The sequence below is a fragment of the Methylophilus sp. genome, assembly GCF_052437885.1.
GTDB lineage: Bacteria > Pseudomonadota > Gammaproteobacteria > Burkholderiales > Methylophilaceae > Methylophilus.
Map to the genome: position 1 here is coordinate 150,225 of NZ_JBQVPB010000002.1, position 26,299 is coordinate 176,523.

Genomic DNA, 26,299 nt, shown 5'->3' on the forward strand with positions numbered 1-26,299 from the left:
AGTCGCCGTTTTTTCTGCCTTAGCATGCTATTTCTAAACAGCGATCGTTATTACTGGCCGTTACCCTGACTCAGCTACCTGACAGCCTTGCGATAGTGCAATCTATAAGCCAGCAGATCCGGGGTATAGGTCGCGATCACCAGCAGTGCCGCCAGTGTCAGGAACAACCATTTCACTGAATAACTGGTGACGAATTTGGCGGCCGGCGTTTGCGATTGCACAAACTCGTAAAATGCCGGCTGGTCCACGCCTTCTATATACTGGCCTTTGATATCCGCGGCCAGCTCTTTCAGGTGCTCTACATCCTGGCTGGATAAATAACGGTCAAATTCGGCATAAGCCACCGGCGGGTCCGGGTCGTCTTTGCTGGCGTCATTGTAATTGACGCCGCCGCCAGCGCTTTCTGCCGCGGCATCGGTGCCCCAGTAACCGACAAACTTGTTATTGGCATTAAAGCGTTTGATCGGTGAGGGTTCGCTGCCGCCTATGCCAACAAAGATCACATTCTTGCCTATGCGCACATCGCTGATATCCAGCTTGTTGATACCGTTGGCTTTGGGTGCTTCATCACCATCGGTGAAAAACAGCATCTGCGCCGGAATATTCAGGTAATCAAAGGTGGCTTCGGCGGCTTTCACGCCAAAAGTCATGCGGCTGTTGCCGCTCCAGGCCATGCGCCATTCCAGGTGATCTATGCTATCGGTGATGATGTCAAAGTTAGCACACACTTCCAGTGGCATAAACAACAGCGCTACATTCTCTGCCGCAAACACCCCGACACTGACATAGGTGCCGCAAGGCGAAGTCTTGACCACCTGTTTCATCAGGTGCTGGGTGTAGGCCAGGCGCGTGACAGGCTTGTCGGCGATCTGTCTGTCTTCGGCATTCATACTCTGCGAGATATCAGCCAGCAACAGGTAGTTATGCACTTCCTGCTTGAGCTGGATCTCAGGCTTGAACAAAGCCAGCAACAGAAAAACCATGGCGCCCAGCAGCAGCGCGGTCTCGTAATTTTCTTTTAACACTAGCACTAAGCGTTTCATGGCAGGCCCTGTGGCAGGTTACTGATTTCCAGCCCGGACGGGTCCTGCGGCACGGTTTTGATATGTTTGGGGATCACGCCATGCAACAGGCTGAGATTAAACTTGGCAGCCTGGTTGTGCGGGTCCAGCTTGAGGGCCTGCTCATAAGAAGCGCGGGCCTGCAGGTAATCGAACTTGGCCTGTTCCTGGATAGAGCCATCGGCTTCAACCAGACGCTGCAAGCCGGAACGGAACAAGTGGTTGCCAATATTGAAATGGATCCTGGATTTCAGTGCCTGGTCAGGTTCGAATACCTGTTCATCCTGCTTTTTTGGTGCTTCCAGCAATTGGCCGAAATTCTGGCTGGCGTGTTTGAAATTGCCGGTCTTACCCTGCTGGTAGGCATCGGCAAATTTGCGGTGAAAAGCGAACTGGTCACCTTCGAGCACCTCGCCGTTTTGCAGAATGCTGTTGGCCGCCGCAATGCGATTGACCTGGAAACCTTCATAAACACTGCCTGCCAGCCCGACCAACAGCAGCAGCCCCAACACCTGGTTTTTGCGCGTTAAATGGTTTTTCATTCATACACCCTTAAATTTTTAATGCCCAGAATCAACAACACCAACACCAGCGCACTGATGACGAATATCTTCGAATAATCAAACCCGGCAATGGTCTCGCTATATTTAATGACCTTTTTCTCACGGGTATCGATGTCATTGATCGCCGATTGCAAAGTCTCAGGATTATCGGCCTCGTAAGCCTTGTACTTCAGGCCCAGTGACTGGAAGTATTTGTGCAGCACTATGGAGTTGGGCGTACGGCCTTCTTCATACTCTTCTTTAGAGAAGATACTGGCTTCGCCGGGTTCGCGCAGCATGATCCAGTAGATACTCAGCTTGCGGCTTTTCAGGCGCTCACTCAGCAAAAACTTCACGCGCGGGCTCAATTTACCTGCGCCATCCGACAGCAGGATAATGGCGCGTGAGCCGGAGTTCTGGATGTTATCGAACAGGCCTACTGCTTCAGTCAGGCCGGCTCCGATATTGGTCTGGTTCAACGAAGGGCTGGTCGCCGCCACGATCGCGGCATGGATAGCATCGCGATTGGTAGTGATCTTGATGCCGTACAGCGCCGAGTTGGTAAAGCCGACCACGCCCATCATGTCATTCGGCCGCGAATCAATGAACTGGGTGATGATGCGTCGCGCGGTGGCAGATTTGATCTCGGCGACATGCCCGGAGGCATCACCGGCAAACGGGTGATCCATACTGACACTACGGTCTATCACCATCACCGTCTGCGCACCCTTGCCCACCCTGGGTACCTGCTCATCCGAACCCCTGGGAGATGCCAGCGCGATCACTATGCTCAGCAGCAGCAGCGACATGATGGCTTTGACTGCCAGGTTGAGCCGGTCAGAAAACAGGTCTTCAGGCACGATATCCAGCCAGCTGTAATGCTGGCCCTGATGGCCTTTTAACCAGAATGGCAGCAGCGCGATCGGCAACAGCGCGAATGCCCATGGGTGCAGAATGATCATGCCACGCCCCGCTCGCAATCACGCAGCTGTTTGCTGAGTTGTAGCAGGTGCTCTATCACCTGGCGGCTATCGCGGGTCTTGACATCGTAGAGTGACTGGTTGGAAGCCTCAAAGAATTGCGTGATTTGCTGTTGCATGCCTTGAAAGCCAGGGCGCAAACGCATAAATTCTTCGATATCCCGCGCAAAAATATTGGCACCATAGTGCTGGTTGAATGCCTGGTGCAGATACACCAGTGCTTTTTTCTCTTCTGCCGCCGTTTTCGGTCTGGATGACTTGGCCAAACGCTTGAGCTGGCGATGTGCACGGGCAAACGCACCGCCCATGAACGGCAGCCAGTGCCCATCGGCATTGATATAAAGCAGTGCCGCCAGGCTGGCGATCAGCAAGGTTAAAAACAGGCCCAGGCGTTGCTGGTCTGCATGGCTATCTATCAGCGGGGTTTTAAATTCCGGCTGCAGATTTTTCTTGGCGGTGGCGGTGCCGCCAGTGACCAGGGGAGAGAACCAGAACCCCCATGCCGGCACCTCTGCCGTGGTGGCTGTCGTGGTGGCTGAGGCTCCGCTGAATGTGAGTTTTTCGGCAGGTAAATGCATCACACTGGGGTAAGTGCTGACAGCAAACACCTGATAGCTGAGTTGCAGGGTGTATTGAGTGTGGTCAGATGCAGACTGGGTCTGTAAAACCACATCGACCAACTCAATGCCGTCATGCTTGCTGCCTTTTTTAGGCAGGGCATTGTCGGCCAGTGTATACGCTGTTGGCGCATAGACCACCACCGTTCTGCTCAGTACATCACCGATATGCACGCCACTGCTAGCTGCCGGATCGGTCACCTTCACGGTGAGCGCCGCAGTGCTGGCGACTGGCTGTGCTTCTTCTGCCATGACAGCAGGGGCACTGCATGACAAGCTGGCGACCAGCAGCAGGCGTTGCAGCGCCCTGAACCTGGTCATGTTTGAGATCTGATTTGGCATGGTTGTATATTTCGCTTATTTAACGGGTTGTCACTATTGGTCTGTACACAGTCGCCTGGTCAAATGGCTTGTTCAAAATAATGCGTCAGCAGCTCGGGCCGGTAGTCACCGTGCATAAACAGCGCCGGGCTGTCAAAGCGCATAAACAGCGCTTCCAGCGCATGCCTGCGCGCATTGAATGCATCCAGGAATCTGGCTTTCACTTCGCTGCGGAAAAACAGGGTGCGATTGAGGCCGGTTTCCAGATCTATCATGGTGCCAAAGCCAAACTTGGGCAGTTTTTTGTATTCCTGCTCGTCCCATAGCACGATAGGGATCACCTTGTGCGCAGACATGGCCAGCAAGGTCTTTTCTATCAGGGCCAGTGGCATGTGAAAGTCCGAGATCCAGAACACCAGCGCCCGGGTCTGACCGAGAAAGTTAGGCACATCCGTTACCCCTTCCACCCCTATACGCAGATGCTGGTAGTCATGCAGCAAGGCCATGGCTGCTTTACTCTGGTGCAGGTTACGGCTCAGCGGCAAGGTATAGTCTTCTATCACCTGCTGGTTGTAGCCGATAAAACCGAACAGATCGCCGGCGTTGTGCGCCGAATTCGCCACCGCGGTCGCGATCTCGATCGCGGTATCCAGCTTGCGCTTGCGCCCTCTGAACTGCATGGAGCTGGAAAGATCACACACGGCATAGATCGGCGTAGTGCTGTCCTGGTTGAATTGTCGCACCTGCACCTGCTCGAACGGGTCGCGTATGGTCTGGCGCAGATCCATGCGCCTGGCGTCCGGGTAATCCACCAGGTTGACTGTGCCTCGGTAATCCGAACCCAGGCCACGCTGGCTACCGGCATGGTCACCCAGTTGTATGCTGTCCGATTTCCAGCCGATCACATACTCGAACGGTCGCGCATAGCTGGCGTCATCTGTATGCGCAGGTGCTTTGTCAGCCTTTTTAATGAAAGAACGTATCATTTTGCTGGCTTAAGCCGCTTTGCTGAATGTCAGGCTGGGCACGGCAACGGTGCTTATGATATTGCTGGTCAGCTCACGCGCCAGTGCCGTCCTGCGGTTCTCATAGGCTGCGTTAAATACCAGCCGGTGTGAGATCACTTCGTGAAACACGGCATGGATATCTTCAGGGTACAGGCTGTCACGGCCGTTCAACCAGGCATTCACGCGGGCCGCCTTCATCAGCATACCCATGCCGCGCGGGCTGGCGCCGGTCTGGATCACACGGCCCACATCCACACTGTCCATGGTCACGCCGAATTTCTCCGGGCTCTGCGTCGCATCCCACAGGTCCATGGTGTACTCTTCCAGCACATCGCTGGATTTGATGTGGTCTTGCAGCTGGTCAGAAAAAGCATTCAACTGGTCGAATTTCAGGATATCGCTCTCTACCTGTTGCGTCAGCTTTTCGGCATGCTGGAACTTGGTATTGAATACCAGAGACTTTTTCAGCTCACGGTCAGACGGTATCTCGATCGGGATCTCCATCATAAAGCGGTCACGCGCGGCAGACGGGATCTCAAATGTCTCGTTCTTTTCCACCTGGTTACGGTCGGCAAACACGATCATGTGCGGCATGCGGTATTCTTTTTTAAACGCGCTGATATGGCGTTCTGCCATCACCCGCAACATCAGGGCGTGCACCTGTGGCCGGGCGCGGTTGATCTCGTTAAAGAAAAACACCGACAAGTCCTCACCGGCACGCAGCAATGGGCCTTCGTCTATCTGCGGCCTGCCATCCGGGCCCAGGAAAGTGTGGTAGATCAGGTCATTAGGCATCAGGTCCACCGTGCCCTCTATGCGCTCATAAGCGCCACCTATCCCGCGTGCGATCGATTGCAGCAAAGTGGTCTTGCCTACACCCACGCCGCCATCAAGCAACACATGGCCGCGCGCAAAAATCGCAATGTTCATTAAACGAATGGCTTTGCTCTGCCCTACGATCACCTGGTTGACCTGTTTCTCCAGGTTAAGAGCATGGTTACGCCAATCTGCCAATTGAATATCTAATGAAGCGGACATGAATCTTTCCTTTAATAGAATGTTTCAAAAATGTAACAGAATGTAACTAGTCCACAATCCTCCAGTTTCGAGAACTTTGCTGGTCCAGTTAATTATGCGATATAGTGAAGGTTACATAGTCCAGATTGGCAGCAAAGAAAAGGGATTTTTTCCCGTTGTTGAGAATTTTCAAGCGCGGTCGGAGAGCTGAGTGGAGAGGTGAAAAATGCTACGTTCGTGGAGTCTTAAATTAACCATTACCGACACCTCGGGTCTGCCGGTCTACCTGCAGATCGCACAACAGATCATGGAGGAGATACAGCGCGGCCGCCTGGCGCCTTCTACCGCCATGCCAGGCACGCGCGAGTTGGCCGAAAAACTGCAGGTGAACCGCAAAACGGTGATCCTGGCCTATGATGAACTGATCGCCCAGGGCTGGCTGGTTTCCGAACAGCGCAGGGGGTCATTTGTTTCTGCCAACCTGCCCAATTTTAATGCGCAACCGCAAGCGGCCAAAACCAGCAAGCAACCCGCCAACGTGGTGGCAGCCACCGATCACCCGCTGCTGAGTTACCAATCGCCGGTAGATGGCGTGGTCGACTTTAACGATGGCATCCCCGATTCGAGGCTGATCCCGTTCAATATCCTGTCGCGCGCATTCCGCCATGCGCTGATAGGCTCCAGCAAAGGCAAAAGCCTGGGATATGGCGACCCGCGCGGCACACTGGCTTTAAGGCAATCTATCGCCACCATGCTCAATATGGAAAGAGGATTGAATGTAGAAATAGCCCAGATCTGTATCGCGCGCGGCAGCCAGATGGGCATCTTCCTGGCGGCGCGGGTACTGACCCGGTCAGGTGACAATATCGTGGTAGAGCAGCTCAGCTATCCGGCGGCCAAAGAAGCATTCAGATCTTGCGGGGCCAACATATTAACCGTCGGCCAGGATAAACACGGAATCGATGTGGTCGCGCTGGAGAAACTCTGCCAGCAACAACCTATACGCGCCATTTATGTCACCCCGCACCACCAGTTTCCCACCACGGTGATCATGACCGCCGAACGGCGGTTAAAACTGCTGATGCTGGCCGAGCAATATGACTTTACGATAGTGGAAGATGATTACGACCATGAGTTCCATTTCTCGCACCACCCGGTGTTTCCGCTGGCCAGCACCAATCATGGGGGTCGCGTCATCTATGTCGGCTCCCTCTCCAAGGTGCTCGCCCCCGGTTTACGCGTAGGTTACCTGGTGGCTACGCCCGGCCTGATAGACCGCTGCGCCAAAGAAGTGATGCTGATAGACCGGCAAGGCAACTCTATCACTGAACTGGCGGTCGCCGAGCTGATGGATTCCGGCGAGATCAAACGCCATATCCGCCGGACGTTCAAAGTCTATAACGAGCGCAGGAACCTGCTGATCGCGCTGATTAAAAAAGAACTGAAAGAATACGTGACCTTTGACGCGCCCGATGGTGGCCTCGCCATCTGGTTACGTTTGAAAGAAGGCATACAGATAGAAAAAGTAGCGGCACAGGCATTCACACACAAAGTGCGTATCCTGCCCGGCACCCTGTTCTCTGAATCAGCCCACAGCGTGCATGCGATCAGGCTGGGCTTTGGCAGCCTGACGACGACCGAACTGGAGAAAGGTGTTCTGGCTTTAAAAACAGCTTTTCAAACCGCGTGATCGCACAAGCTCGCAGCGCTCAGGAATGCGTTTTTACCGCCTGCGCCCGGCCGCCACCAGCAAGCTCTGCGCTTTATGCCTGGTCCGGCTGTGTGGATGAGAGCATCTCGCAGGCCAGCGCTCCCACATCGCGCACCGCCTGCTCTATGGCTAATGTCCACAAGTGGCTGAAATTAAGCCGGATATAGTGGGTGAGGTCTTTTTTGAGGGAAAAGATAGTGCCGGGGGCGACGGTGATGCCGTTGTCTATCGCTGCCCGGTACAGGGTGAGGGCATCCAGCGCGGGTGGCAGCTTGACCCAGATGACGTAGCCGCCTTTGGGGTCAGACAGTTGCGTACCCGGCGGGAAGCTTTGTGCGATCACGTTGCGCATCAGCACATAGTTTGAACGCAGGGTGTGCCGTAATTGTTTGAGATGCTGCTCAAAACTGTCGCGCTGCATGAACTTGGCAATGGCGATCTGCGGTGCAGAAGTCAGCGACAGGCTGTTGAGGAACATCAGCTGTTCCACTTGCTGGCGATAGCGCCCGGCACTGGTCCAGCCTACCCGGTAACCCGGCGCCAGCGATTTGGAGAACGACGAGCAATGCAACACCATGCCGGACCTATCATAGGCTTTGGCCGGCAGCGGTGGCTCATCACTGAAATACAGTTCGCTGTAGACATCGTCTTCAATCAGCGGGATACCCTGCTCTGCCAAAAAAGCCACCAGCGCCTGCTTTTTAGCATCCGGCATCACAAACCCTAGCGGATTCTGGAAGTTGCTGGTGAGGATGACCGCAGCGATACGCACGCTCTCAGTCATGGCACGCAGGGCTTGCAGGTCTATGCCGGCTTCCGGGTCAGTCGCCACTTCGGCCACTTTCATGCCCAGGCGCTCCACCGTATGCGCCAATGCGTAATAACCCGGCGACTCCATGGCAATGATATCGCCTGCTTTGGCCACCGCCTGCAAACACAGGGTGATCGCTTCGGTAGCCCCGTGGGTGATGACAATGTCGTCCGGCGATACATCCATGCCATACGTCAGGTAGCGGCGTGCGATCTGCTGGCGCAGCATTTCGTTGCCGGGCGGCAGGTCACTCAGCACGCCCCACTCGCCCTGGTCATCGGTCAGGGCTTTTTCATACTGGTGGATACGTTTGAGCGGGAACAACTGCGGGTCGGGGAAAGGCGAGCCTAGCGGCACAGTGCCGAATTCGCGTATGGATTTAAGAGTGGTGAGCACCAGCCGGCTGGCATCGACTTCAGACAGGTTGATATCTTTAATCGGTGAGCTTTGTTTTTGCTGCAAGCGTTTACGCAGGGTGACGTAGTAGCCTGATTGCGGATGGCTGCTGATCACGCCTTCCTGTTCCAGCAGCAGGTAGCTGCGCAGCACGGTGCTGATACTGAGGCCGTATTTCTGGCTGGCCTGCCGCACCGAGAATATCCTGTCTCCAGGCCGTAAAACGCCTTCATCTATCATTGCGCGTATGCGGGCAGCAAACGAGACATAAAGCTTCATGGTGGGCCAGGCGCGGGAGGAAAATTCAGGTGTTTTCCATTATACGTCAGCCTGGCCGTGGCTGTAGCACTGCGAATGGAATGTCTGTGGCCTAGGCCGCTTTTAACACCTGGGATATTTCCTCACCATTTGCTGTAAGCGCAGCCACCAGCCTGTCTTTTTGCATGCACACCTGCACCAGCTGCTGCTCTTCGAGTGCTGTCATCAAGCGTTGCACCGTGCTCATGCGTACATCCAGCCGCTTGCAGATCACGGCCAGAGATACCTGCGCGCGGCCTTGTGCATGCTCGGCATACAACAGTTCCAGCATGCTCAGCATCAGCACTGTGCTCCTGTCCAAGGGGGCAAAATCGGCGGCATAATCGGCGGTAAAACCTTCGTTCACCGTCTCCTGCGTGTTCAGATAGTCGTGATCAAGCAGCACGGGCGACCTCGGGTGCGGTGGTTTTTTCCAGGATCACCGGGATAGATTTAGACGTAGGTGTGCGCGAACCGTCGGCCACGCTCTCCAGTGGTACCAGGTTGTTGGTTTCCGGGTAATAGCCACTCAAACAACCCTGCGGAATATCGTAAGACACCACCAGAAACTTGTCTGCCCGGCGCGTGATGCCATCCTGCCAGACGCTGACCAGGTTGACCCAGTCACCCGCTGCCAGCCCCAGACGCGCAATATCGACCGGGTTCATGAACACCACGCGACGCTGGCCGAATACGCCACGATAGCGGTCATCCATGCCATAAATGGTGGTGTTGTACTGGTCGTGCGAGCGGGTGGTCATCAGCACAAATAACTGGTCGCCATATTGCTCACGCGCCAGGTGGATAGGCGACTGCACAGGGATGGCCTGCACGGTGAATTCGGCCTTGCCCGATGGCGTGTTCCAGATACGCTCGCTGGAAGGCACCGGCATGCGGAAACCGCCAGGGGTCTTGATGCGCTCGTTGTAATCCCGGAATGCCACCGGCATGGTGCGCTCTATCATGTCGCGTATCTGGCTGTAATCCTTGATCGCTTCCAGCCAGGGTGTTTTGCTGTTTCTGAGCGTGGCATGCGCCAAACGCGCCACGATGGCCGGCTCTGAGAGCAGCATAGGTGACGCCGGCTTGTTGATGCCATAAGAGACATGCACCATGCTCATGGAGTCTTCAACGGTCACGCCTTGCGGGCCGGTTTCCTGGGTATCGATCTCGGTGCGGCCCAGACATGGCAGGATCAACGCATCCTTGCCATGTACCAGATGGCTGCGATTCAGCTTGGTGGTCACATGCGCGGTCAGGTCGCATTTACGCATGCCTTCCCAGGTGCGGTCGGTATCCGGCGTGGCAATCGAAAAATTGCCGCCCAACCCAAAGAATACTTTACCTTTACCATCTATCATGGCCTGAATGGCCGCCACCGCGTCATAGCCCGGCGTTTTCGGCACCTGGATATCAAACACGCGTTCCAGGCTTTCGAGGAATTCGACCGGCATCTTTTCATAGATACCCACAGTGCGGTTGCCCTGCACATTGCTATGGCCGCGCACCGGGCACAGGCCGGCGCCTTCCTTGCCGATATTGCCACGCAGCAACATCAGGTTGACCAGCGTTTTAATGGTCGCCACGCCATGCTTGTGCTGGGTGATACCCATGCCCCAGGTGGCGATCACGCGGTCGCCGGTGGCATACACACGTGCGATCTCCTCGATCTGCGCCAAAGGCACGCCAGACTCTTCAACGATCAGATCCCAGCTTTCCTCGCGCGCATCTTGCGCGATCGCGGCAAAATTATTGGTGTGCTGCGCGATGAACTCCAGGTCTACCACACGCTCTGCGCCTTGCTTGATCGCTTCGTCATCCCACTGGATCACGAACTTGATCATGCCTTTGACCAGCGCCAGATCACCACCCAGCTTAGGCTGGATAAACAGGTCACTGATCTTGCTGCCCTTGAAAGACAACATATCGAACGGGCTTTGCGGGTCGGCAAAGCGTTCCAAACCACGCTCTTTCAATGGGTTGATGGCCACGATGCGCGCGCCACGCTTGGCCGCTTCGCGCAACTCGCCCAGCATGCGCGGATGGTTGGTCGCCGGGTTCTGGCCGAAGATCAGTATGGTGTCGGCATGCTCAAAATCATGCAAAGTCACCGAGCCCTTGCCTATGCCCACGGTAGGCGGCAAGGCCATACTGGTGGATTCATGGCAAAGGTTGGAACAATCGGGGAAATTATTGGTGCCGAATTCACGCACGAATAACTGGTAGAGAAAAGCCGCCTCATTCGCCGCCCGGCCAGAGGTATAAAAGATCGCCTCATTAGGGTCAGCCAGACCGTTGAGGTGGCTGGCCAGCAGCTCAAACGCACCATCCCATGACACTTCTTCATACTTGTCCGTGGCTGCGTTATAGCGCATAGGGTGAGTCAGCCTGCCTTCATTCTCCAGATCAAAATCGCTCCAGCCCATCAACTCGGTCACGGTGTGTCTGGCAAAAAATGCCGGCGGCACCCGCTTGGCAGTCGCCTCAGCCGCCACCGCCTTGACACCGTTCTCACAAAACTCGAACGTAGAGGTGTGTTCCTTATCCGGCCAGGCACACCCCGGGCAATCAAAGCCATCCGGCTGATTCTGTGCCAGCAAGGTCATGATGCCCTTGACGGGGATCTTCTGCAGCGCGAGTTGCGCGGCCACTTGCTTTAACGCACCCCAACCGGCGGCAGGGTGGTGATAAGGCTTGATGGAAGCTTTTGGTTGCGACATTTTTCCTACTTGCTGGCTAGTAAAGGCTGGGGGCTGGTTAAAGCAGAACAGCGAATGAATACGGAATGAGGATTGCAGCCATCGTAAGCCAGCCAGCGCAAGCAAACCAGATACAGAAACGCGAAATTTTTAGGGTACAGTGCTTGGATATTTCTGGTTTTGCATGCAGCCAAAGGCTCACTTGCGGCCGGGTCAGCGTTATCACCACGCCACGATGCTGATTAGCAACATATTGATATTGAAGAAAAATTAAATATTACCGAAAACAATTTATTAGCAGTCAACTTAATTTATTGTGGGAAGATAGGCATTCATCAAGATTAGAAATATTCGTTCATTTTATGAAAAATATTAAAGATCAACATTTTGAAAGTAATCAATACATCCAGACTCTGATTGATAATTTCCCATTCATGGTCTGGCTGAAAGATGTGAACAGCCGCATCCTGGTGGCGAATACGGCTTATGCCAATATGGTGGGGGTCGCTTCTAGTGCCGAGCTGATAGGCAAGACTGATTTTGATTTCTTTCCGCCGGATCTGGCGCAGGAGTATGTAGATGGCGATAAAAAAGCCATGCTCAGCACCTCACCCAGCGCAGTCACTGTGCCGATTAAAAACGCTGAAGGCGAGTATTACTGGATAGAGTCTTATAAATCCGCCGTGGTGGTCAACGGCAAAGTGGTCGGCTCGCTGGGTTACGCCAGGGATGTCACGGCCAATATCCAGAAAGAGCATGAGTACCGCTCTATCGTAGAAAACTCGTCTAACTGCATCGCCAAATACAATAGCGACTGCCAGCGTATCTTTCTCAATAATGCCAACTCTTCATTTTACGAGGTGGATGCCAGCAGTCTGATAGGCAAAACGCCCTCGCAATATCCCGGCGGCGTCTGCGCATTGGCGCTGGAAGAAAGCATACGCCAGGTGTTTCAAAGCGGCGAGAACCAACATGTCGCCTTCAGGCTGACCACCAAAGATGGCAAGCACAAGATCATGGATACTGTATTGACCGCCGAATTCAATGCCATCCACGAAGTAAAAGCCGTGATCGCCATCGGCCAGGACATGACGCAGTCTTATGAAAACCTGGACCGCATCAATAATCTGGCCTATTTTGACTCCATCACCAAGCTGCCCAATCGCATCTCATTGCTGGAAGTACTGGAGCGCTGCATACAGCAATCGCAACAGTCAGACTCTTCATTTGCGTTTTTAATGCTGGATCTGGATGGCTTCAAGGCAGTCAATGACCTGCTAGGGCACGCCGAAGGTGATTTGCTGCTATATGAGATGGCCAGGCGTATAGAACGCGCTGTGCGCCCGACCGATACGGTCGCCCGCCTGGGCGGAGACGAGTTTGCCATTGTGCTGACAGAAGTCAAAGACCCTAAAAATGCCGGCATCGTCGCCAAAAAGATCCTTGAAGCGATCAAGCAACCTATTCTTATCCGCGGCACAGAACTGTTTATTTCGGCCAGCATAGGCCTGGTAATTTGCCCAGACCACAGCAGTGACGTCAGCGATATTGTGAAATATTCCGATATCGCCATGTACAAGGCTAAAAAACACGGCAGAAACAACTACCAGTTTTATTCATCCGACCTGTCGCAAACCACGATAGAACGCATAGATATAGAACGCTCATTACGCACCGCCCTGCAAAACGATGAGTTCCTGCTGCACTACCAACCGCAAATTGATTTAGAGACAAACAAGATCGTCGGCGTAGAAGCCCTGCTCAGATGGCACCGCAACCACAACGAAATGATCCCACCCAACCGCTTTATCGGCATTGCCGAAGACTCGGGCTTTATCATCGAGATCGGCGAGTGGATCATGCAAACCGCGTTCAAAGACGCCGTCAGGTGGAACACCGGCCGCAAAGACCCCATCAGCGTCGCCATCAACTTATCCAGCCGCCAGTTTATCCATAACAACCTTCTCAACTCCATCAAGCACCTTTTAAAGAAAACCCACTGCAACCCGGCATGGATCACCCTGGAGATCACCGAAAGCCTGCTCCTGAGCGACAGCCTGCACATCAGGAAAACCCTAAAAAGCCTGGATAGCCTGGGCTTCAGAATCTCGCTGGATGATTTCGGCACCGGCTATTCCGCGCTTAGTTATTTAAACAAATTCCCGGTCAGCGAAATCAAGATCGACCAGTCATTCGTGCAAGGGATTGCCGATAACAATGATCACCGGTTGATCGTGCAGGCGATTATTTCAATGGCGAAAAGTTTGGGGAAAGAGCTGGTGGCTGAGGGGGTGGAAACGGCTGAGCAGGCTAAGTATTTACTAGATTACGACTGCAAAGTGGTACAAGGTTTTTACTTTAGCAAGCCTAAGCCGTTTGATGAGATTGATATGCAAGCATCATGTGGAAAATACCAATCAACGCAATATTAGAAATAGTTACCACTGCAGAGGAAGTTGATTGAGCTGATCCCGATATACTTTCCATTTTGGTATAAACTGATTCATCAAAACTATGAATTCGGCATTGTGATTAGGCACCAATAAATGAGATAACTCATGCACAACAACGTATTCAAGACATTCAATTGGCTTTTTTGCCAGTTCACTATTTAGTCGAATATTTGCTGCTACAGGGTTGCAACTTCCCCATTTCGTTTTCATCTTTTGAAGATAAAAATTGTTGACCGATACACCAATTAACTTTTGCCATTTCTTAATCAATCCAGGCACCACAGCTTTTATTTCATCTCGATACCATGCTTCAAGTAATTCCTGCATTTGTGCTTTCTGAGTATTAGGCCGCACATTCATAATTAGCTGGCTGTGTTTCAGCTCAATTTTTGGAGTCGCGTTAACCTCTACTATTTTAAGAAGATAACGCCTACCCCAAACATAATGACTTTCTCGCTCTAGAAATTCGCGCGGCGTTTCTCTAGCTTGCTCTTGCAACTTATTTTGATTGCGTTTTATCCAGGGTAGTTTACTAATTGCATAAACACGAAGTGTTTCTATATTAGAATTTAATGGTGCAGATATACGTACCCTCCCTGTCGGAGGATAAACACTCAAGTGAATATTCTTGATATTTTTCAATATCACATCCACTGTAATATCGCCGATATGTAGTTCTGTAACCATTAGTACTCAGTTTGAGATTTGATAATAATAAATATCCGCTCAACTTCATCTATATCTTTGAGCACCTTTAACAGGGCTGCTTTAATCTCATTTTCTTTGGGTGTTGAGCCTCGCCAATCATTACGTTTAACATTCTTAACAACGGTATCAACCTCCATCGCAAGCGACTCATTCTGGCCAAGATTGTTAAATAATGCTCTTTTGGCCGACGTATCTAAAGTTTTAGGAGTTTCTGTGTCTTGGCCTGCATGTACTGACTTTGCAAGCTCTGCTATTCGCCGTAAATACTCTTCATACTCGATTGCTCTCGATTTTCTTGCTGCAATAATTTCATTCAGTAATACAGACATCTTGTCATAATACGCAGGATCATTTAAATGCTCCTTAATGATCTTACTGCGAACATTATTTTCAATTGTTTCAGCCACCGCTTCTTTATTGCCACGCAACCCCTCAGGCAAATGGCTAATTGCTGCAGCTATCCCTGACTTTATAATCACATCCAGCAATGGCATATCATCAAAAGGTGATATTTTTCTTGGCTCACTGGCTTGAATGTAAGTGTCTAACAGGTGACGCATATCTGCTTCATACGCCTTTAAATCCAAACTCTCTCCACTCGCTTTTCGGATGATTTCACGCAGTTTCAAGTACTCATTCAGTTTCTTTTCTATACGCCTAATATCCTCAGCAGAATAACCAGCCTTGCTTAGCTCATCTGAAATATTGGCATAAGCCCTCACCAATTTAACTGTAGCCACATACAGGGCTGAACGCTGCGGTTCACGTGCTTTTAAATCTTCAGCAATCTCCGTATTGCCACAGAAGTAATGTATGTACTCCAATTCATCTTTAGGTGGCTCAACTGGCTCACAAATTAACGCTACAGCTTCTAGTGCTTCATCAAGACGCTCACTTCCCTTAGCTAAACGTTCTTGCATCATTACGACGGGGTCGACACCGGCATCCTCATGTGCAAGTTCAGAGGTGTAGACTGAGATCGCTTTCTCAACCTTTTTAAATAAGTCTTTGTAGTCGACTATATAACCAAAATCTTTATCCTCACCGTCTAATCGATTGGTCCGGCAAATCGCTTGAAATAATCCATGATCTTGCATGCTTTTATCGATATATAGATAAGTGCAACTTGGAGCATCAAAACCAGTAAGTAATTTGTCCACAACTATTAGCAGCTTCATATTGGCTGGTTGCTCTTTAAAGAGCTTTTTAGCTTGGTCCTCATAGACTTCTGTTTTGGACTGATTGCCAGATGCTTGCACGTTCTGGAGCAAAGCTGTGTAAGTGTTATAAATAAACAACCTATCAGTTTCAGTATTTGCACCAGTGTCTTCTAACGAAGCATCTTTGGTTTGTGGATTGTATGAGGTAACCACCGCACACCGGCCTTTAAACAGGGTTTTGTTAAATAATTCAAAATACTTACAGGCATCATATATGCTCGAGGCTACAAGAATTGCATTACCTTTTTCATTACTTAAACGTGGCTTCACGCTAAAGTCAAAAATAATGTCTTCGACTACCCTATCCATGCGGGAACGCGAACTCAGGACAGCCTGCATAGTGCCCCATTTTTCACGTAATGCCGCTTTTTGCCAATCGTTCAAGGGTTTGGTTTTAATATCAAACCATTGGTCAATTTTCTCTTTCGAGCCAAGGTATTGGTCAATATCCCGCGCTTCATAAATCAAATCTAAAACCACTTCATCTTCAACCGCTTCACTAAATTTATAGGTGTGAATATAACCGCCAAACACCTCTAGGCTGGTCGCTTTATCTTTTTTTAAGAGAGGTGTACCTGTAAAGCCAATAAATACAGCATTTGGCATGATGGCTTTCATGGTGGTGTGTAACTTGCCACTTTGTGTGCGGTGGCACTCGTCCACAAACACAAATAACTCGCCTTGAGTTTTGCTTGGTTGGTTTTTTAAATCCTCAATAAACGCCTCAAAATCATCTACATCACGTTGACCAAACTTGTGGACTAGCGAACAAAGTAAACGAGGTGTAGGACTGGATAATTTCGCCATCAAATCTCTGCCGCTATTGGCGCGTTCCATCTTGTGGCCTGCGTCTACAAACACATCTTTGATTTGCTTATCTAACTCATCCCGGTCAGTTACGATGACTACTCTGGCTTTAGGGTTGAATTCAAGAGTCCACTTAGCCAATAACACCATGACTATGCTTTTGCCGCTGCCCTGAGTGTGCCAAATAATGCCACTCTTATATTCGCGAACATGTTGCTGCGCAGCCTTGATCCCAAAATATTGATGCACGCGTGGCAGTTTTTTCACACCCGCATCAAACAAAACAAAGTCGTATAACAATTCGATCAATCGTGCTTTGTTACACATCTTGAGCAAATATTTATCGAGCTTGAAGCGACTATTGTCTGCTTCGTCTTCTTTCCATTTTAAAAAGTACTTCTCTTCGGTCTTAATAGTCCCGTATTGCAACCCTTCAGAATTGTTACCAGCAATCAGAATTTGTACTGTGCTAAAAAACCACTCGTTAAATATTTTGCTTTGGTTGGAGATTAGTTGGCGAATGCCGTCACCAATGGATACACGACTATTTTTAAGCTCAATCACCCCAATCGCAATTCCATTAATATAAAGGACCAAATCAGGTCTCCGATCGTGACCGCCTCTTAAAGTAACCTCTTCAGCAACCGCGAAATCGTTGAACTCTGGCTTTTGCCAGTTGATTAAAAAAACCGTTTGATTAGGCTCACTAATAGAGGCTTGTACCTGAACTCCATAGCGCAACAAGCTATACACCGCTTTGTTGTTATCGTACAAATTGCGATTAGGATTTCTAGCCTCAACGCGCAGCTTATCTAGTACTCTACTGATTAAAGAAGTGTCATAACCTTGTTTGCTTAAATAGGCTACCAAATGCTTTTCTTCAACATTGCTATTATTTGGGTTATCAGAAAAGTCCCCTAGATAGTGGTAGTTCAACTCATCTAGAAACAGCTTAATTATTCGATTTTGGGTTTGGCGCTCTTTCTGGCCTATCGTTGACATATCAAGCCTTTATTAGTTTGAAATTCACTTCATAGCGATAAAACGAAATATTATCCACAGCAGCTAAGGCCCACTTCAATTTTTGGTCATCCTCTAGTGCAATAATCACACCCTCAACTTTTTGATCTTTTTCTGCAATTTGTTCTTTTATATAGCCCATATAGCGCAGAATTTGCCCCACCACTACGTCAGATGCACGCCCGCGCTTTAGCTCTACTACTAATAGTTTTTTGTTATCTTTGCTAACAGCCAAAATATCAATCTGCCCTGCATCGGTTGAATATTGCTGCCCTACAATTTCACCATCTTCCTGATAAATAGTGTAGTTCTTCGCTAACTCGGTTTGATTCCAATTGGCGACCAAAAAAGCTTCTAAATGCTTTTCCATCGCAAATGCAACAGGATCTTCAATTACAGAATCAGAAGCAATAATCACAGGTATATGCGTGTTAACGATAAAAGTCTCGATCTCAGACGCATAATCACTTACATAGCTTACCGTCCCAATTGAACCTGTTGAATTACGCAAGGCCTCACTCATCGCAGAGCGTGCAATCGAAATATTTAACCAATTAACTTTACGGCGATGTGGCAAATTTTCACCCGCAACATAATAATAATCGCTGTCTATTTCACCAAGATGGTAAAGTCCATTCCCGTCAGGGCAAAGCACAATGTCACCTTTTTTAATCCCCTTGGAGACTGTCCAAACCATACCACAGGCTAATCCAGCGGCAATTTTGCTCTTACCTGGATTCGCTTCCAAAAAATAAGGGATATAGGTTTTGTTAAAATCTCGCCATTTTTCTGGCAACTTGCCAGTAAAGTCTTCATCAAGTCCGAAATACGTACCTACAAAACCACCAGCAAAACATTCGGCTGCATAGATACTTTTTTTACCTAACATTAATCGGTAATAGTTTTTCATATTAAGCGAATTCTCCCTGTGAGAAGTTCTTGCATCATGCCTCGTTTAATTCGATGGGCTTTTGACAACTTAACTTCTAATAAATCGATTTCAGCATCCATATCTGAGAGAGTATCAGCTATTACCGACTGCTCATCGATAGTTGGGGGAAGTTCAATTGGTAAAATACGAATTAACTTTGCTGTATAGCTTTGTTGTTTGGTGCCTTGGCAATACTTTAAAGCTAACTCATCCCCCTTAAAAATATAATAATGAAAGAGATATTTTGTTAGTAATTCAGAAGACGGGTATACAGCCATGCATGATTGATTCGTTGTGGCAGGACTACCCACAATACCACATGAGCCTCTGGTACCAGCTGCTTCAAGCCCTGTAATAGCCATCAAAAAAGTACCTTTGGGATGAGTCTTTAAATTGGTTTTATTTACCGCATCTTCAGAAATATGTTCTACGGTATCGTTAATTTCTCTGTAATTTAACTCACCACTAGTTATCCATTTGATATTGCCATCATAAAAATCAGGCCGCCCTCTGTATGGGGTGGCTCCGCTGCTACAACTCAAAATCACATCACCCCATACTTTCCTTTGCCATTCACCACTAAACCCTGGCAGCCGCTTTTTGCCTGTGAGGAGTTCTTGCATTGCGCCTTTTTTGATTTGACGTTTTTTCTCGATGAGTTTTTCAAGCGATTCCATCAACGCATCCGCATCCCTTAGTACCTGAGCAATTGTTTTTTGCTCCTGGATATCCTGTGGTAGAGGTATATCAAAAAGAAGCATATCGCTAACATTAAGGTGCTTCATAGTTGTACCGATTTCAATTAGTTTTAATCGGGAACGGCCTTGAGCACTGTTTAAATAATATGAGATAAATTCAGGAAAAGCTTTTTTTCTATCAAAGCGTGAAATTATCAGCGCATGACAATTGGAACCAACCAAACTTTCCGTTACGACTGTTGTTAACCCAACATTTCCTGTTTGGACTGTAAGTAAGTCACCTTCTCTTAACGACGACTTAAGATGAGCTTTATGAAATGCCTCAGAAACATATTTGATACCCTTAAAATTAAATGAGTTCTGCTCTACGTTATACCCTTGAATATACAAAACACCATTTTGATTATTGACGTAGTGGCTAGTAGCAACGCCAACAAAACCATTGGTCATCAAGGTAGTTAATTCACCAAGATTTTTTATACCCCAGCTTTCGGGTAAAACTCCAAGCTCTGTTTTCCTGTAGCCGACTCTTACTTCCATGCAAACCCCATTTTTACTAAATGTTGTTGCACTTTACTTTCCAAGTCTATGACGTTTTTTTGTAGTGTTGGTATTGGGATTTCATAACGCTCTGCCAACTCCTTTACCCGCTGAGTGAGTGATTGACTGATTCTATCCATCTCGCCATGTATCAAACTATCAATTGCATTCAACCATTTGTTATCTACCACTAAGGTTTTAATTTCTATCTCGTTGAGTTTGGGGTAATTCTGATAGGCTTTTAAGTCAAGTTCTGCCTCAGCGTCTTTAATAGCTTTTTTTAGTTCGGATTCTTTGGTATTAAGTGACAGCCATTGGTAGAGTGCTTGCGATTCTTCTTTAGCCTCTTCATCGTGTTTAATCTCTTTAAGCCTTGCAGTTATATTGGCTTTGTTGATTTTATCCAGCTCACTAAAAAAACCTTCATTTCCGCTATGCTCTTCTTCTAGCTCAGTGAGTTGCGCGGTAACGCTCTCTAACTCAGCTTTTTGCTCGTTAATGACTTGTTGCTCTTTAGAAAAGTAGGTATCCACAATAATTTGTTTGGGGATTAAGTCACACGCCCAGCCCTTGTCTTTTTCTTTCCCTTTTTTATCTGTTTCGATAATACGGTAGGTTTGAGCCTGCCAGCCATCAGCGGCAATTAAATAGCCATCATCCTGCATGGTTTCTGCCCAATAACTCATGAGGTGTTGGTATATGTCATATTTATCAATGAGCGGTTTGTTGTCATAATGGGCAAGCAGTTGCTCACCTAATTCATGTATAAGTTGTTTGGGATGAAAACCTGTTTGTAGTTGTTTGAGTTGGGCGCCGGTGGCGTCTTGCCATGCTGCAAAGTGCGCATTCATTTGATCAATAAAACCAGAAAATTGCGGGTGTTGATAAATGCTGGATTTAATCTGCTGTTTAGGGATGGCTAAATCAACATAGTTAGTGCGGTTGGGTTTAAAAAGTACCCCTTGCAATTGTGGGCATACCTCCCAATAAGCTTGCAAAGCATCAACATCGCGCTTGGGAATGCCTCCTTTCAAATGGCCTCCAATATCTTGCAGATCTCCAGCCTGTTGGTTATCAATGTAGCGAGGTAAGTTAAGGTTAAATTCGTTTTTCTCGATTTCATTAAAACTCACCATGCGGCTGTATTTGGGTAACTCAATCTTTTTGTTAAAGATATCGACAATTTTGTGCAGGTTTTGCTCACTCAACCGATTTTTAGGACCATCTTTTATGAAGCCACCACTGGCATCAATCATAAAGATACCTTTACGGGCTTGGGCTTCTGCTTTGTCTATCACCACAATACAGGCTGGAATCCCAGTGCCAAAAAACAAATTGGCAGGCAGGCCAATAATGCCTTTGATGTAACCACGGCGAATGAGGTTTTTACGAATTTCTCCTTCTGCATTGCCACGGAATAAAACACCATGCGGCAGAATGCAAGCAGCCTGCCCAGTGCTCTTCAGTGAACGGATGATGTGAAGCAAATAAGCGTAATCGCCTTGCTTTGCGGGCGGAATACCATAATGCTCAAAACGCTGATGCACATCCTTCTCTGGGCTTAAGCCTGTACTCCAGCGCTTATCACTGAATGGCGGATTTGCCACAATATAGTCAAATGTCTTGAGATTACCGCGCTCATCCATAAACACAGGATTAGCCAAAGTGCTATAACCACCCTTGATTTCTGCCGTCGGGTTGTTATGCAAAATCATATTCATGCGAGCCAGGCCAGAGGTGGCAGTGTCTTTCTCTTGCCCATATAAGGTTACGTTCGAAGTGGCTTCATCAGCCACTTTGAGGAGCAGTGACCCCGAGCCGCAGGTCGGATCATAGACAGTGGTTTGATTGGTAGTTTTAGCTTCTTTAATGCCTAAGATTTGCGCCATTACACGACTAACTTCAGCAGGCGTATAAAACTGGCCTTTGCTTTTACCACTTTCGGTTGCGAAGTGACGCATGAGATATTCATAGGCATCTCCTAAAATATCATCGCCATCAGCGCGGTTTTTACTAAAGTCTAATGCTTTATTTTCAAAAATACCGATGAGGTTGGTAAGCCTATCTACAATCTCCTGACCACTCCCTAATTTACTTGGGTCGTTGAAGTCAGGCATATCTGAAAGTTTGTTTGCAATTGCCAGTGGGGCGATAATCCTCTTGTTGATTTGATCACCGATGTCGGGCTTGCCCTTAAGAGCCACCATATCTTCAAAACTTGCTCCTTTAGGCACAGTGATAGGCGCATAAGGCGTATTACCATACTTGTCGCTTACATACTTGATAAACAACATTACCAAAACATAATCTTTGTATTGGCTTGCGTCCATACCACCACGTAATTCGTCGCAACTAGCCCAGAGTGATGAATAGAGTTCAGATTTTTTAATTGCCATTTATTTCTACTTTTAATTTAATTGCTAACCTTTACAGAATTGTAAATGAAAGCCCTTCAACAGCTTATGAATTATCTGTACAAAACAAAAACACCCTGAAATTTCGATGTCGCTTTGGCTTCGCTGATAATCTGAGCTGTGACTGTAATCTTTGCCCTGCCCTTTTCCTGATAAGTCTTTTCAAAACTATCCCAACCATCCGCAGATTGAAAACTCGCCACGCATTCAAAATCTGTTTTCACCGGCAATAGATAATCGATCTCCTGGTGCTTGATCACCAGGTTACCTTTTAGCCCTGCTTGCTCGATTTTAGACTGCACCAGCGACCAGGCCGTGGTGATCGAAATGGCGGCTATACTGCCACCAAACACGATATTGAGGTGGTTTTTGTTCAGTGCGTAATCGCCATGCACAGTGAGCTGATTCTCATCTATCCTGGTGATCTGTATGCCCAGATTTTTGGTTTGCGGGATGAGTTTGAACAAGGTGTTTTGAAAGTTTTGTTCTAGCTGGCTCATGCGTTTACCTTTTAAAGAAAATAATCACGCGTTACCTTAACAAAAAAAGCTCCCTACGGAGCTTTTTAATTTGCCTGAGCGCGGGATCAGTTCAGGGATCAGATGTCATTCTCGCTGCTTAACTCGCCGGGTGATACCTGACCATCTTCAACTTCTACGGCGATCTCGGCCGAGTGTGAGCCGGGTTGTTTGTCTTTGCTGTGCGGGTGTATGGGCGGCAGCAGTGAGGTTTCGTCATAAACTGGTGTTGCGGGTGGGTTAGCATTGTTTTTGGATGCATCTGACATGGGTATCTCCATCGAATATTGAAACAGTGGTTTACTGATAGTCTGACAATGCTGCAGCGTATGTGTTTCAATGAAAGTATAGTCTATAAAAACCCTGCCATGTTTGGCGCATAACGCTGAACGGCTGTTTGAAAGTGAATCTGTTTTGAGCACTCAACAATTTATTGCATTACCTGCCGGGTTCCGGCCGCAGGATTTTCTGACTTTTCATGGACGCGACAAGCTGGCAGTGGCTGAGAAAGTCACGGCAAATGTGCTGGAAAAGGCCATTGTGTGGCAAGGCCACCCTGCCCTGTTGACGCTGACTTTTGGTGCCAATGACGGTAAAGGTGAAGTTGAATATAGCCTGGCGGTGGATGGTGGTGAGCATGCGGTGAGTGCCGACGCGCTTATCGGTAGCGTGCAGCATATGCTGGGGTTGACGCAGGCGATCGCCGGTTTTGAGCAGGCTTATGCCGACCACCCATTGCTGGGCGTGATGATCACGCGCCAGGCAGGTTTGCGCGTGCCGGTGAGCATGAGCCCGTTTGAGGCGCTGACCTGGGCGGTGATAGGCCAGCAGGTCAGTTTGAGCGCGGCGATCTCGATGCGGCGTAAATTCATCCAGCTGGCCGATATCAGGCATTCTTCCGGGTTTTATTGCTACCCGGCACCAGCGCAGGTACTGCGATTATCCGTCGATACATTACGGCAGGCGGGCCTTTCCCAGAGCAAGGCCAATACGCTGCTGAAGGTCAGCGAGCTGGTGTTGTCCGGCGAGTTGCCTATGGATGACTGGTTGCAGCAACAGGTAGCGACCGAGGTGATCGCCACGGCACTGGCGGGCATTAAAGGCATAGGGCCGTGGACTATCAGTTACACCCTGCTGCGCGGCTATGGCTGGCTGGATGGCTCTTTGCATGGCGATGCGGCGGTACGGCGGGTGATCAAGACGCTGATGGCGGTTGAACAGGTCAGCGAGAAAGAAGCGCAACAGTGGTTGCAGGCATTTAGCCCGTGGCGGGCCTTGCTGGCGGCGCATTTATGGGCCTGGCAATCGACCCAGCTTAACGATGCCTAGCCGCCAGATATAGGCATTAAATTAAAGCAGCGACTAGGCCGGGCACGGCATCCCTGCATCTACCCATTGCTTGACGGCGGTGACGGTCTGCGCTTTGGTGAGAGGGGGTAAAGTGCGGTTGCCACCCGGGTTCCAGCCCCAGGCGACCAGTTTGTCATCGGCAAAGTGAGTGATGAGTTTTTGGCCGTCGCGGCCACCGTTGCGGGCCGGGTCTTTCAACACCATGCACAGGTCTTTGGGCGAGAGGCCGATAAACACCATTTTGCTTTCTGGTGGCGGTAGTTGCCAATGTGGCGCACCTGGTGGTGCGTGCATGCCCATCACCGGCGGTGAGTTCTTCTCCTGGTGGCAGGAGCTGCATTCCATCGCTGGCATGCCTTTACCGGCCATGCCACGCTGCACCAGCATGGCATGTGGTTTGCCCTGATCATATTGCAGGGGCTGGTCACCGGGGATATGGCAGTTCTGGCAACGCGGGTGTTGCAGCACCGAGCGTATCGGTTCGAATAGCTGTGCTGGCTCGGCAGCGACCACCACAGCGGCATATAAGCAGCTGTAAACCAGCAGGCATTTTTTCAGCAGGCCAGTTCTTGCGTTGATGGGCTGGGGATGTTGCATAGCGTCTGCTCCTTGCCGGTTGCTGGTACTACCAAGTGCAAAGGCCAGTCTGATGTGCCAGACCGGCCAGTTGATCCTCAAGCGAATGACAGCTCATGCCAGATGGATTTATCATTGGCCGCCACCGGCTCATCAAAGCCGTTCTGATAGGATTTGATCTTTTCATTCTCGACGGAAAAAGTCAGTTCGAAGCGGCTGATGACAGGCAGGGTCTGAAATGGGCCGGAAGGATCGAACGAGCGGTAGTTCAGGCACAGGTAAATACCCGATTCAAGCACCAGGTCAAAGCGTTGGCCGTAGGCAGACGGGGTAGAGACATCGGTCTGCTTGAAACCGTAAGCCAGCGCATCCCGTTTGACATGATACCAATCCTGCTCATTGCATGCTTGATTGATAGAGAAACTCAATACTTCAAAGATCTGTTCTGCAAATTCTTTCGGGCTACGCATGATGTTCAACCTGTAATTAATGACCGTTTGGCGCTGAAGAGAATGACGTCAGTGCAACAATGGCGCTAGTGTAGGTTGAATCACGCAGGTGCAATACTGGCGAAAATCTGATTTTGCTGTCAGATTAATCTGGCAAAAGTGCTATGTGTGACAAGCGGGAATTCAGGCGGTGGTGATCAGTTGCAGGGCATCGTTTAAGGGTTGCGTGGCGATCTGGCGCACCAGGCGTTGCAGCTCGACGCCATCTTTTAGAAAGATAAGCGTAGGCCATAATTTCACCTGGAAAGACCTGCCCAGCCTGCGGCCTTTGCCATCTTCTATTTTGATATGCTTTACCTGCGGAAACTGCGCGAGCGCGGCTGTGATCGTTGTTTGCGCTGCCTGACAGTGACCGCACCAGCTGGCACCGAACTCAACGACCGTGGCGCCTGCCAGGCTATCCAGCTCGGCACGGGTAGGTTCAGTAGTGGCTGTAACTGCTGTCATAAAGTGTCGCGCTTATACCTAACCAGGCTCAGGCGGCAGCCTGAAAATTGAACTGCATGCCGGAATCTATCTGTTCGATCTGGCAGCGGGGTGAAATATCCGTGATCCAATCCCAGTTGCGCAGCATGCCGGGATTATTAGAGGCAGCGCTGGTGCAGGCCTGGTTCCATTTAAACTGGATCTCGTTGCCGGTCGCCCTGATCTCCAGTGTCTTCTCCTCTGCCTGCTTGTCTGCCAGCAGTATGATGCCGGCACAGATCAGCACCCTGGCTTCCAGCGCGGGCAGTGGTTGCCTGGAGGTGACATGATTGCTGATGATGAGGTGGTTGCTGTAACACTCCATTTTGAGCAGGTCTACGCACTCGCTCAGCAGCTCATCCACCGGCAGTTGCACCGGAGCATCGAGTGCTACCCAGGTAAACAGGTTTTGCGTGGCGGCGGTGACCAAGCGTGCATTGAGTTTGATCTCATCGACCTGGGTTTGCACATAAGCCTGATCGGCGCTGCCCAGAGACAACTTTCTGCTCAGCACCTGTGACAGCAAAGTCACCGGCTGCAATTTACCCAGCATCTTGTGGCGCAGGCCAGGCATCACGCGGTTAAGCACTTCGTTGCGTAGTTTTTCAAAAGCCTCTGAGTGCGCCGGCAT

General features: G+C 49.6%; 23 protein-coding genes. 3 read left to right on the forward strand and 20 right to left on the reverse strand.

The genetic code is table 11. The features are described 5' to 3' along the window. Positions 1-74 precede the first annotated feature (74 nt). The 6 genes from ACT6RZ_RS02560 to ACT6RZ_RS02585 are packed head-to-tail and all read right to left on the reverse strand — an operon-like array spanning position 75 to position 5,566. On the reverse strand, positions 75-1,043 hold the full coding sequence (locus ACT6RZ_RS02560) for a vWA domain-containing protein (protein WP_444700625.1): 969 nt from the start codon (positions 1,041-1,043) through the stop codon (positions 75-77). Next, complete coding sequence (locus tag ACT6RZ_RS02565) at positions 1,040-1,603, reverse strand: hypothetical protein (RefSeq protein ID WP_444700626.1); 564 nt, start codon at positions 1,601-1,603, stop codon at positions 1,040-1,042. Before ACT6RZ_RS02565 ends, ACT6RZ_RS02560 begins: the two co-directional genes overlap by 4 nt. Next, positions 1,600-2,565, reverse strand: coding sequence for a vWA domain-containing protein (locus tag ACT6RZ_RS02570; protein WP_444700627.1), 966 nt, complete (start codon positions 2,563-2,565; stop codon positions 1,600-1,602). Before ACT6RZ_RS02570 ends, ACT6RZ_RS02565 begins: the two co-directional genes overlap by 4 nt. Further along, entirely contained in the window at positions 2,562-3,542 is a 981-nt protein-coding gene (locus ACT6RZ_RS02575) for a hypothetical protein (protein WP_444700628.1), read from the reverse strand. Before ACT6RZ_RS02575 ends, ACT6RZ_RS02570 begins: the two co-directional genes overlap by 4 nt. A gap of 59 nt (positions 3,543-3,601) precedes the next feature. Next, the gene (locus ACT6RZ_RS02580) at positions 3,602-4,507 is read right to left on the reverse strand and encodes a DUF58 domain-containing protein (protein WP_444700629.1); all 906 of its coding nucleotides are present in this window, start codon (positions 4,505-4,507) and stop codon (positions 3,602-3,604) included. Between the two features lie 9 nt (positions 4,508-4,516). Beyond that, entirely contained in the window at positions 4,517-5,566 is a 1,050-nt protein-coding gene (locus ACT6RZ_RS02585) for an AAA family ATPase (RefSeq protein WP_444700630.1), read from the reverse strand. Positions 5,567-5,771: 205 nt separating this feature from the next. Here ACT6RZ_RS02585 and pdxR point away from each other — a divergent pair, with 205 nt between their 5' ends. Next, positions 5,772-7,235: a MocR-like pyridoxine biosynthesis transcription factor PdxR gene (gene pdxR, locus ACT6RZ_RS02590; RefSeq protein WP_444700631.1), complete on the forward strand. Its 1,464-nt coding sequence runs from the start codon at positions 5,772-5,774 to the stop codon at positions 7,233-7,235. A 73-nt stretch (positions 7,236-7,308) separates the two neighbouring features. Here the strand turns inward: pdxR and ACT6RZ_RS02595 are convergent, their stop codons facing one another. The 3 genes from ACT6RZ_RS02595 to ACT6RZ_RS02605 all read right to left on the reverse strand — a co-directional run bounded on the left by ACT6RZ_RS02595 (position 7,309) and on the right by ACT6RZ_RS02605 (position 11,480). Continuing rightward, positions 7,309-8,742, reverse strand: a complete 1,434-nt coding sequence (locus ACT6RZ_RS02595) for an aminotransferase-like domain-containing protein (protein WP_444700632.1) — start codon at positions 8,740-8,742, stop codon at positions 7,309-7,311. Between the two features lie 91 nt (positions 8,743-8,833). After that, complete coding sequence (locus ACT6RZ_RS02600; protein ID WP_444700633.1) at positions 8,834-9,166, reverse strand: hypothetical protein; 333 nt, start codon at positions 9,164-9,166, stop codon at positions 8,834-8,836. Next, entirely contained in the window at positions 9,156-11,480 is a 2,325-nt protein-coding gene (locus ACT6RZ_RS02605) for an FdhF/YdeP family oxidoreductase (protein WP_444700634.1), read from the reverse strand. Before ACT6RZ_RS02605 ends, ACT6RZ_RS02600 begins: the two co-directional genes overlap by 11 nt. 341 nt (positions 11,481-11,821) lie before the next feature. Between ACT6RZ_RS02605 and ACT6RZ_RS02610 the strand changes: the two genes are divergently transcribed. Then, positions 11,822-13,891 carry a sensor domain-containing protein gene (locus ACT6RZ_RS02610; RefSeq protein WP_444700635.1) on the forward strand — a complete coding sequence of 690 codons (2,070 nt, stop codon included), beginning with the start codon at positions 11,822-11,824 and terminating at the stop codon, positions 13,889-13,891. 6 nt (positions 13,892-13,897) lie between these two features. Here ACT6RZ_RS02610 and ACT6RZ_RS02615 read toward each other — a convergent pair whose 3' ends face one another. From ACT6RZ_RS02615 to ACT6RZ_RS02645, 7 genes are all read right to left on the reverse strand, one after another. Then, positions 13,898-14,599, reverse strand: a complete 702-nt coding sequence (locus ACT6RZ_RS02615) for a M48 family metallopeptidase (protein WP_444700636.1) — start codon at positions 14,597-14,599, stop codon at positions 13,898-13,900. Next, on the reverse strand, positions 14,599-17,649 hold the full coding sequence (locus ACT6RZ_RS02620; RefSeq protein ID WP_444700637.1) for a type I restriction endonuclease subunit R: 3,051 nt from the start codon (positions 17,647-17,649) through the stop codon (positions 14,599-14,601). Before ACT6RZ_RS02620 ends, ACT6RZ_RS02615 begins: the two co-directional genes overlap by 1 nt. A gap of 1 nt (position 17,650) precedes the next feature. Further along, positions 17,651-18,577: an endonuclease NucS domain-containing protein gene (locus ACT6RZ_RS02625; protein WP_444700638.1), complete on the reverse strand. Its 927-nt coding sequence runs from the start codon at positions 18,575-18,577 to the stop codon at positions 17,651-17,653. Next, the gene (locus tag ACT6RZ_RS02630; protein WP_444700639.1) at positions 18,574-19,836 is read right to left on the reverse strand and encodes a restriction endonuclease subunit S; all 1,263 of its coding nucleotides are present in this window, start codon (positions 19,834-19,836) and stop codon (positions 18,574-18,576) included. The genes ACT6RZ_RS02625 and ACT6RZ_RS02630 overlap by 4 nt, the downstream gene beginning before the upstream one ends. Further along, positions 19,827-22,232 carry a type I restriction-modification system subunit M gene (locus ACT6RZ_RS02635; protein WP_444700640.1) on the reverse strand — a complete coding sequence of 802 codons (2,406 nt, stop codon included), beginning with the start codon at positions 22,230-22,232 and terminating at the stop codon, positions 19,827-19,829. The genes ACT6RZ_RS02630 and ACT6RZ_RS02635 overlap by 10 nt, the downstream gene beginning before the upstream one ends. 71 nt (positions 22,233-22,303) lie before the next feature. Next, positions 22,304-22,750 (reverse strand): YiiD C-terminal domain-containing protein, encoded by a 447-nt coding sequence (locus ACT6RZ_RS02640; protein ID WP_444700641.1) that lies wholly within the window; start codon positions 22,748-22,750, stop codon positions 22,304-22,306. 98 nt (positions 22,751-22,848) lie between these two features. After that, positions 22,849-23,037 carry a hypothetical protein gene (locus ACT6RZ_RS02645; RefSeq protein ID WP_444700642.1) on the reverse strand — a complete coding sequence of 63 codons (189 nt, stop codon included), beginning with the start codon at positions 23,035-23,037 and terminating at the stop codon, positions 22,849-22,851. Between the two features lie 145 nt (positions 23,038-23,182). Here ACT6RZ_RS02645 and ACT6RZ_RS02650 point away from each other — a divergent pair, with 145 nt between their 5' ends. Further along, positions 23,183-24,097, forward strand: coding sequence for a DNA-3-methyladenine glycosylase family protein (locus ACT6RZ_RS02650; protein ID WP_444700643.1), 915 nt, complete (start codon positions 23,183-23,185; stop codon positions 24,095-24,097). A 33-nt stretch (positions 24,098-24,130) separates the two neighbouring features. On the opposite strand, the gene ACT6RZ_RS02655 is transcribed toward ACT6RZ_RS02650, so the two are convergent. The 4 genes from ACT6RZ_RS02655 to ACT6RZ_RS02670 all read right to left on the reverse strand — a co-directional run bounded on the left by ACT6RZ_RS02655 (position 24,131) and on the right by ACT6RZ_RS02670 (position 26,299). Continuing rightward, on the reverse strand, positions 24,131-24,715 hold the full coding sequence (locus tag ACT6RZ_RS02655; RefSeq protein ID WP_444700644.1) for a hypothetical protein: 585 nt from the start codon (positions 24,713-24,715) through the stop codon (positions 24,131-24,133). Between the two features lie 77 nt (positions 24,716-24,792). Next, a complete protein-coding gene (locus ACT6RZ_RS02660) occupies positions 24,793-25,164 on the reverse strand; it encodes a hypothetical protein (RefSeq protein WP_444700645.1) in 372 nt (123 codons plus the stop codon). Between the two features lie 162 nt (positions 25,165-25,326). After that, positions 25,327-25,650 (reverse strand): thioredoxin family protein, encoded by a 324-nt coding sequence (locus ACT6RZ_RS02665; protein WP_444700646.1) that lies wholly within the window; start codon positions 25,648-25,650, stop codon positions 25,327-25,329. A 28-nt stretch (positions 25,651-25,678) separates the two neighbouring features. Further along, a complete protein-coding gene (locus tag ACT6RZ_RS02670) occupies positions 25,679-26,299 on the reverse strand; it encodes a hypothetical protein (protein ID WP_444700647.1) in 621 nt (206 codons plus the stop codon).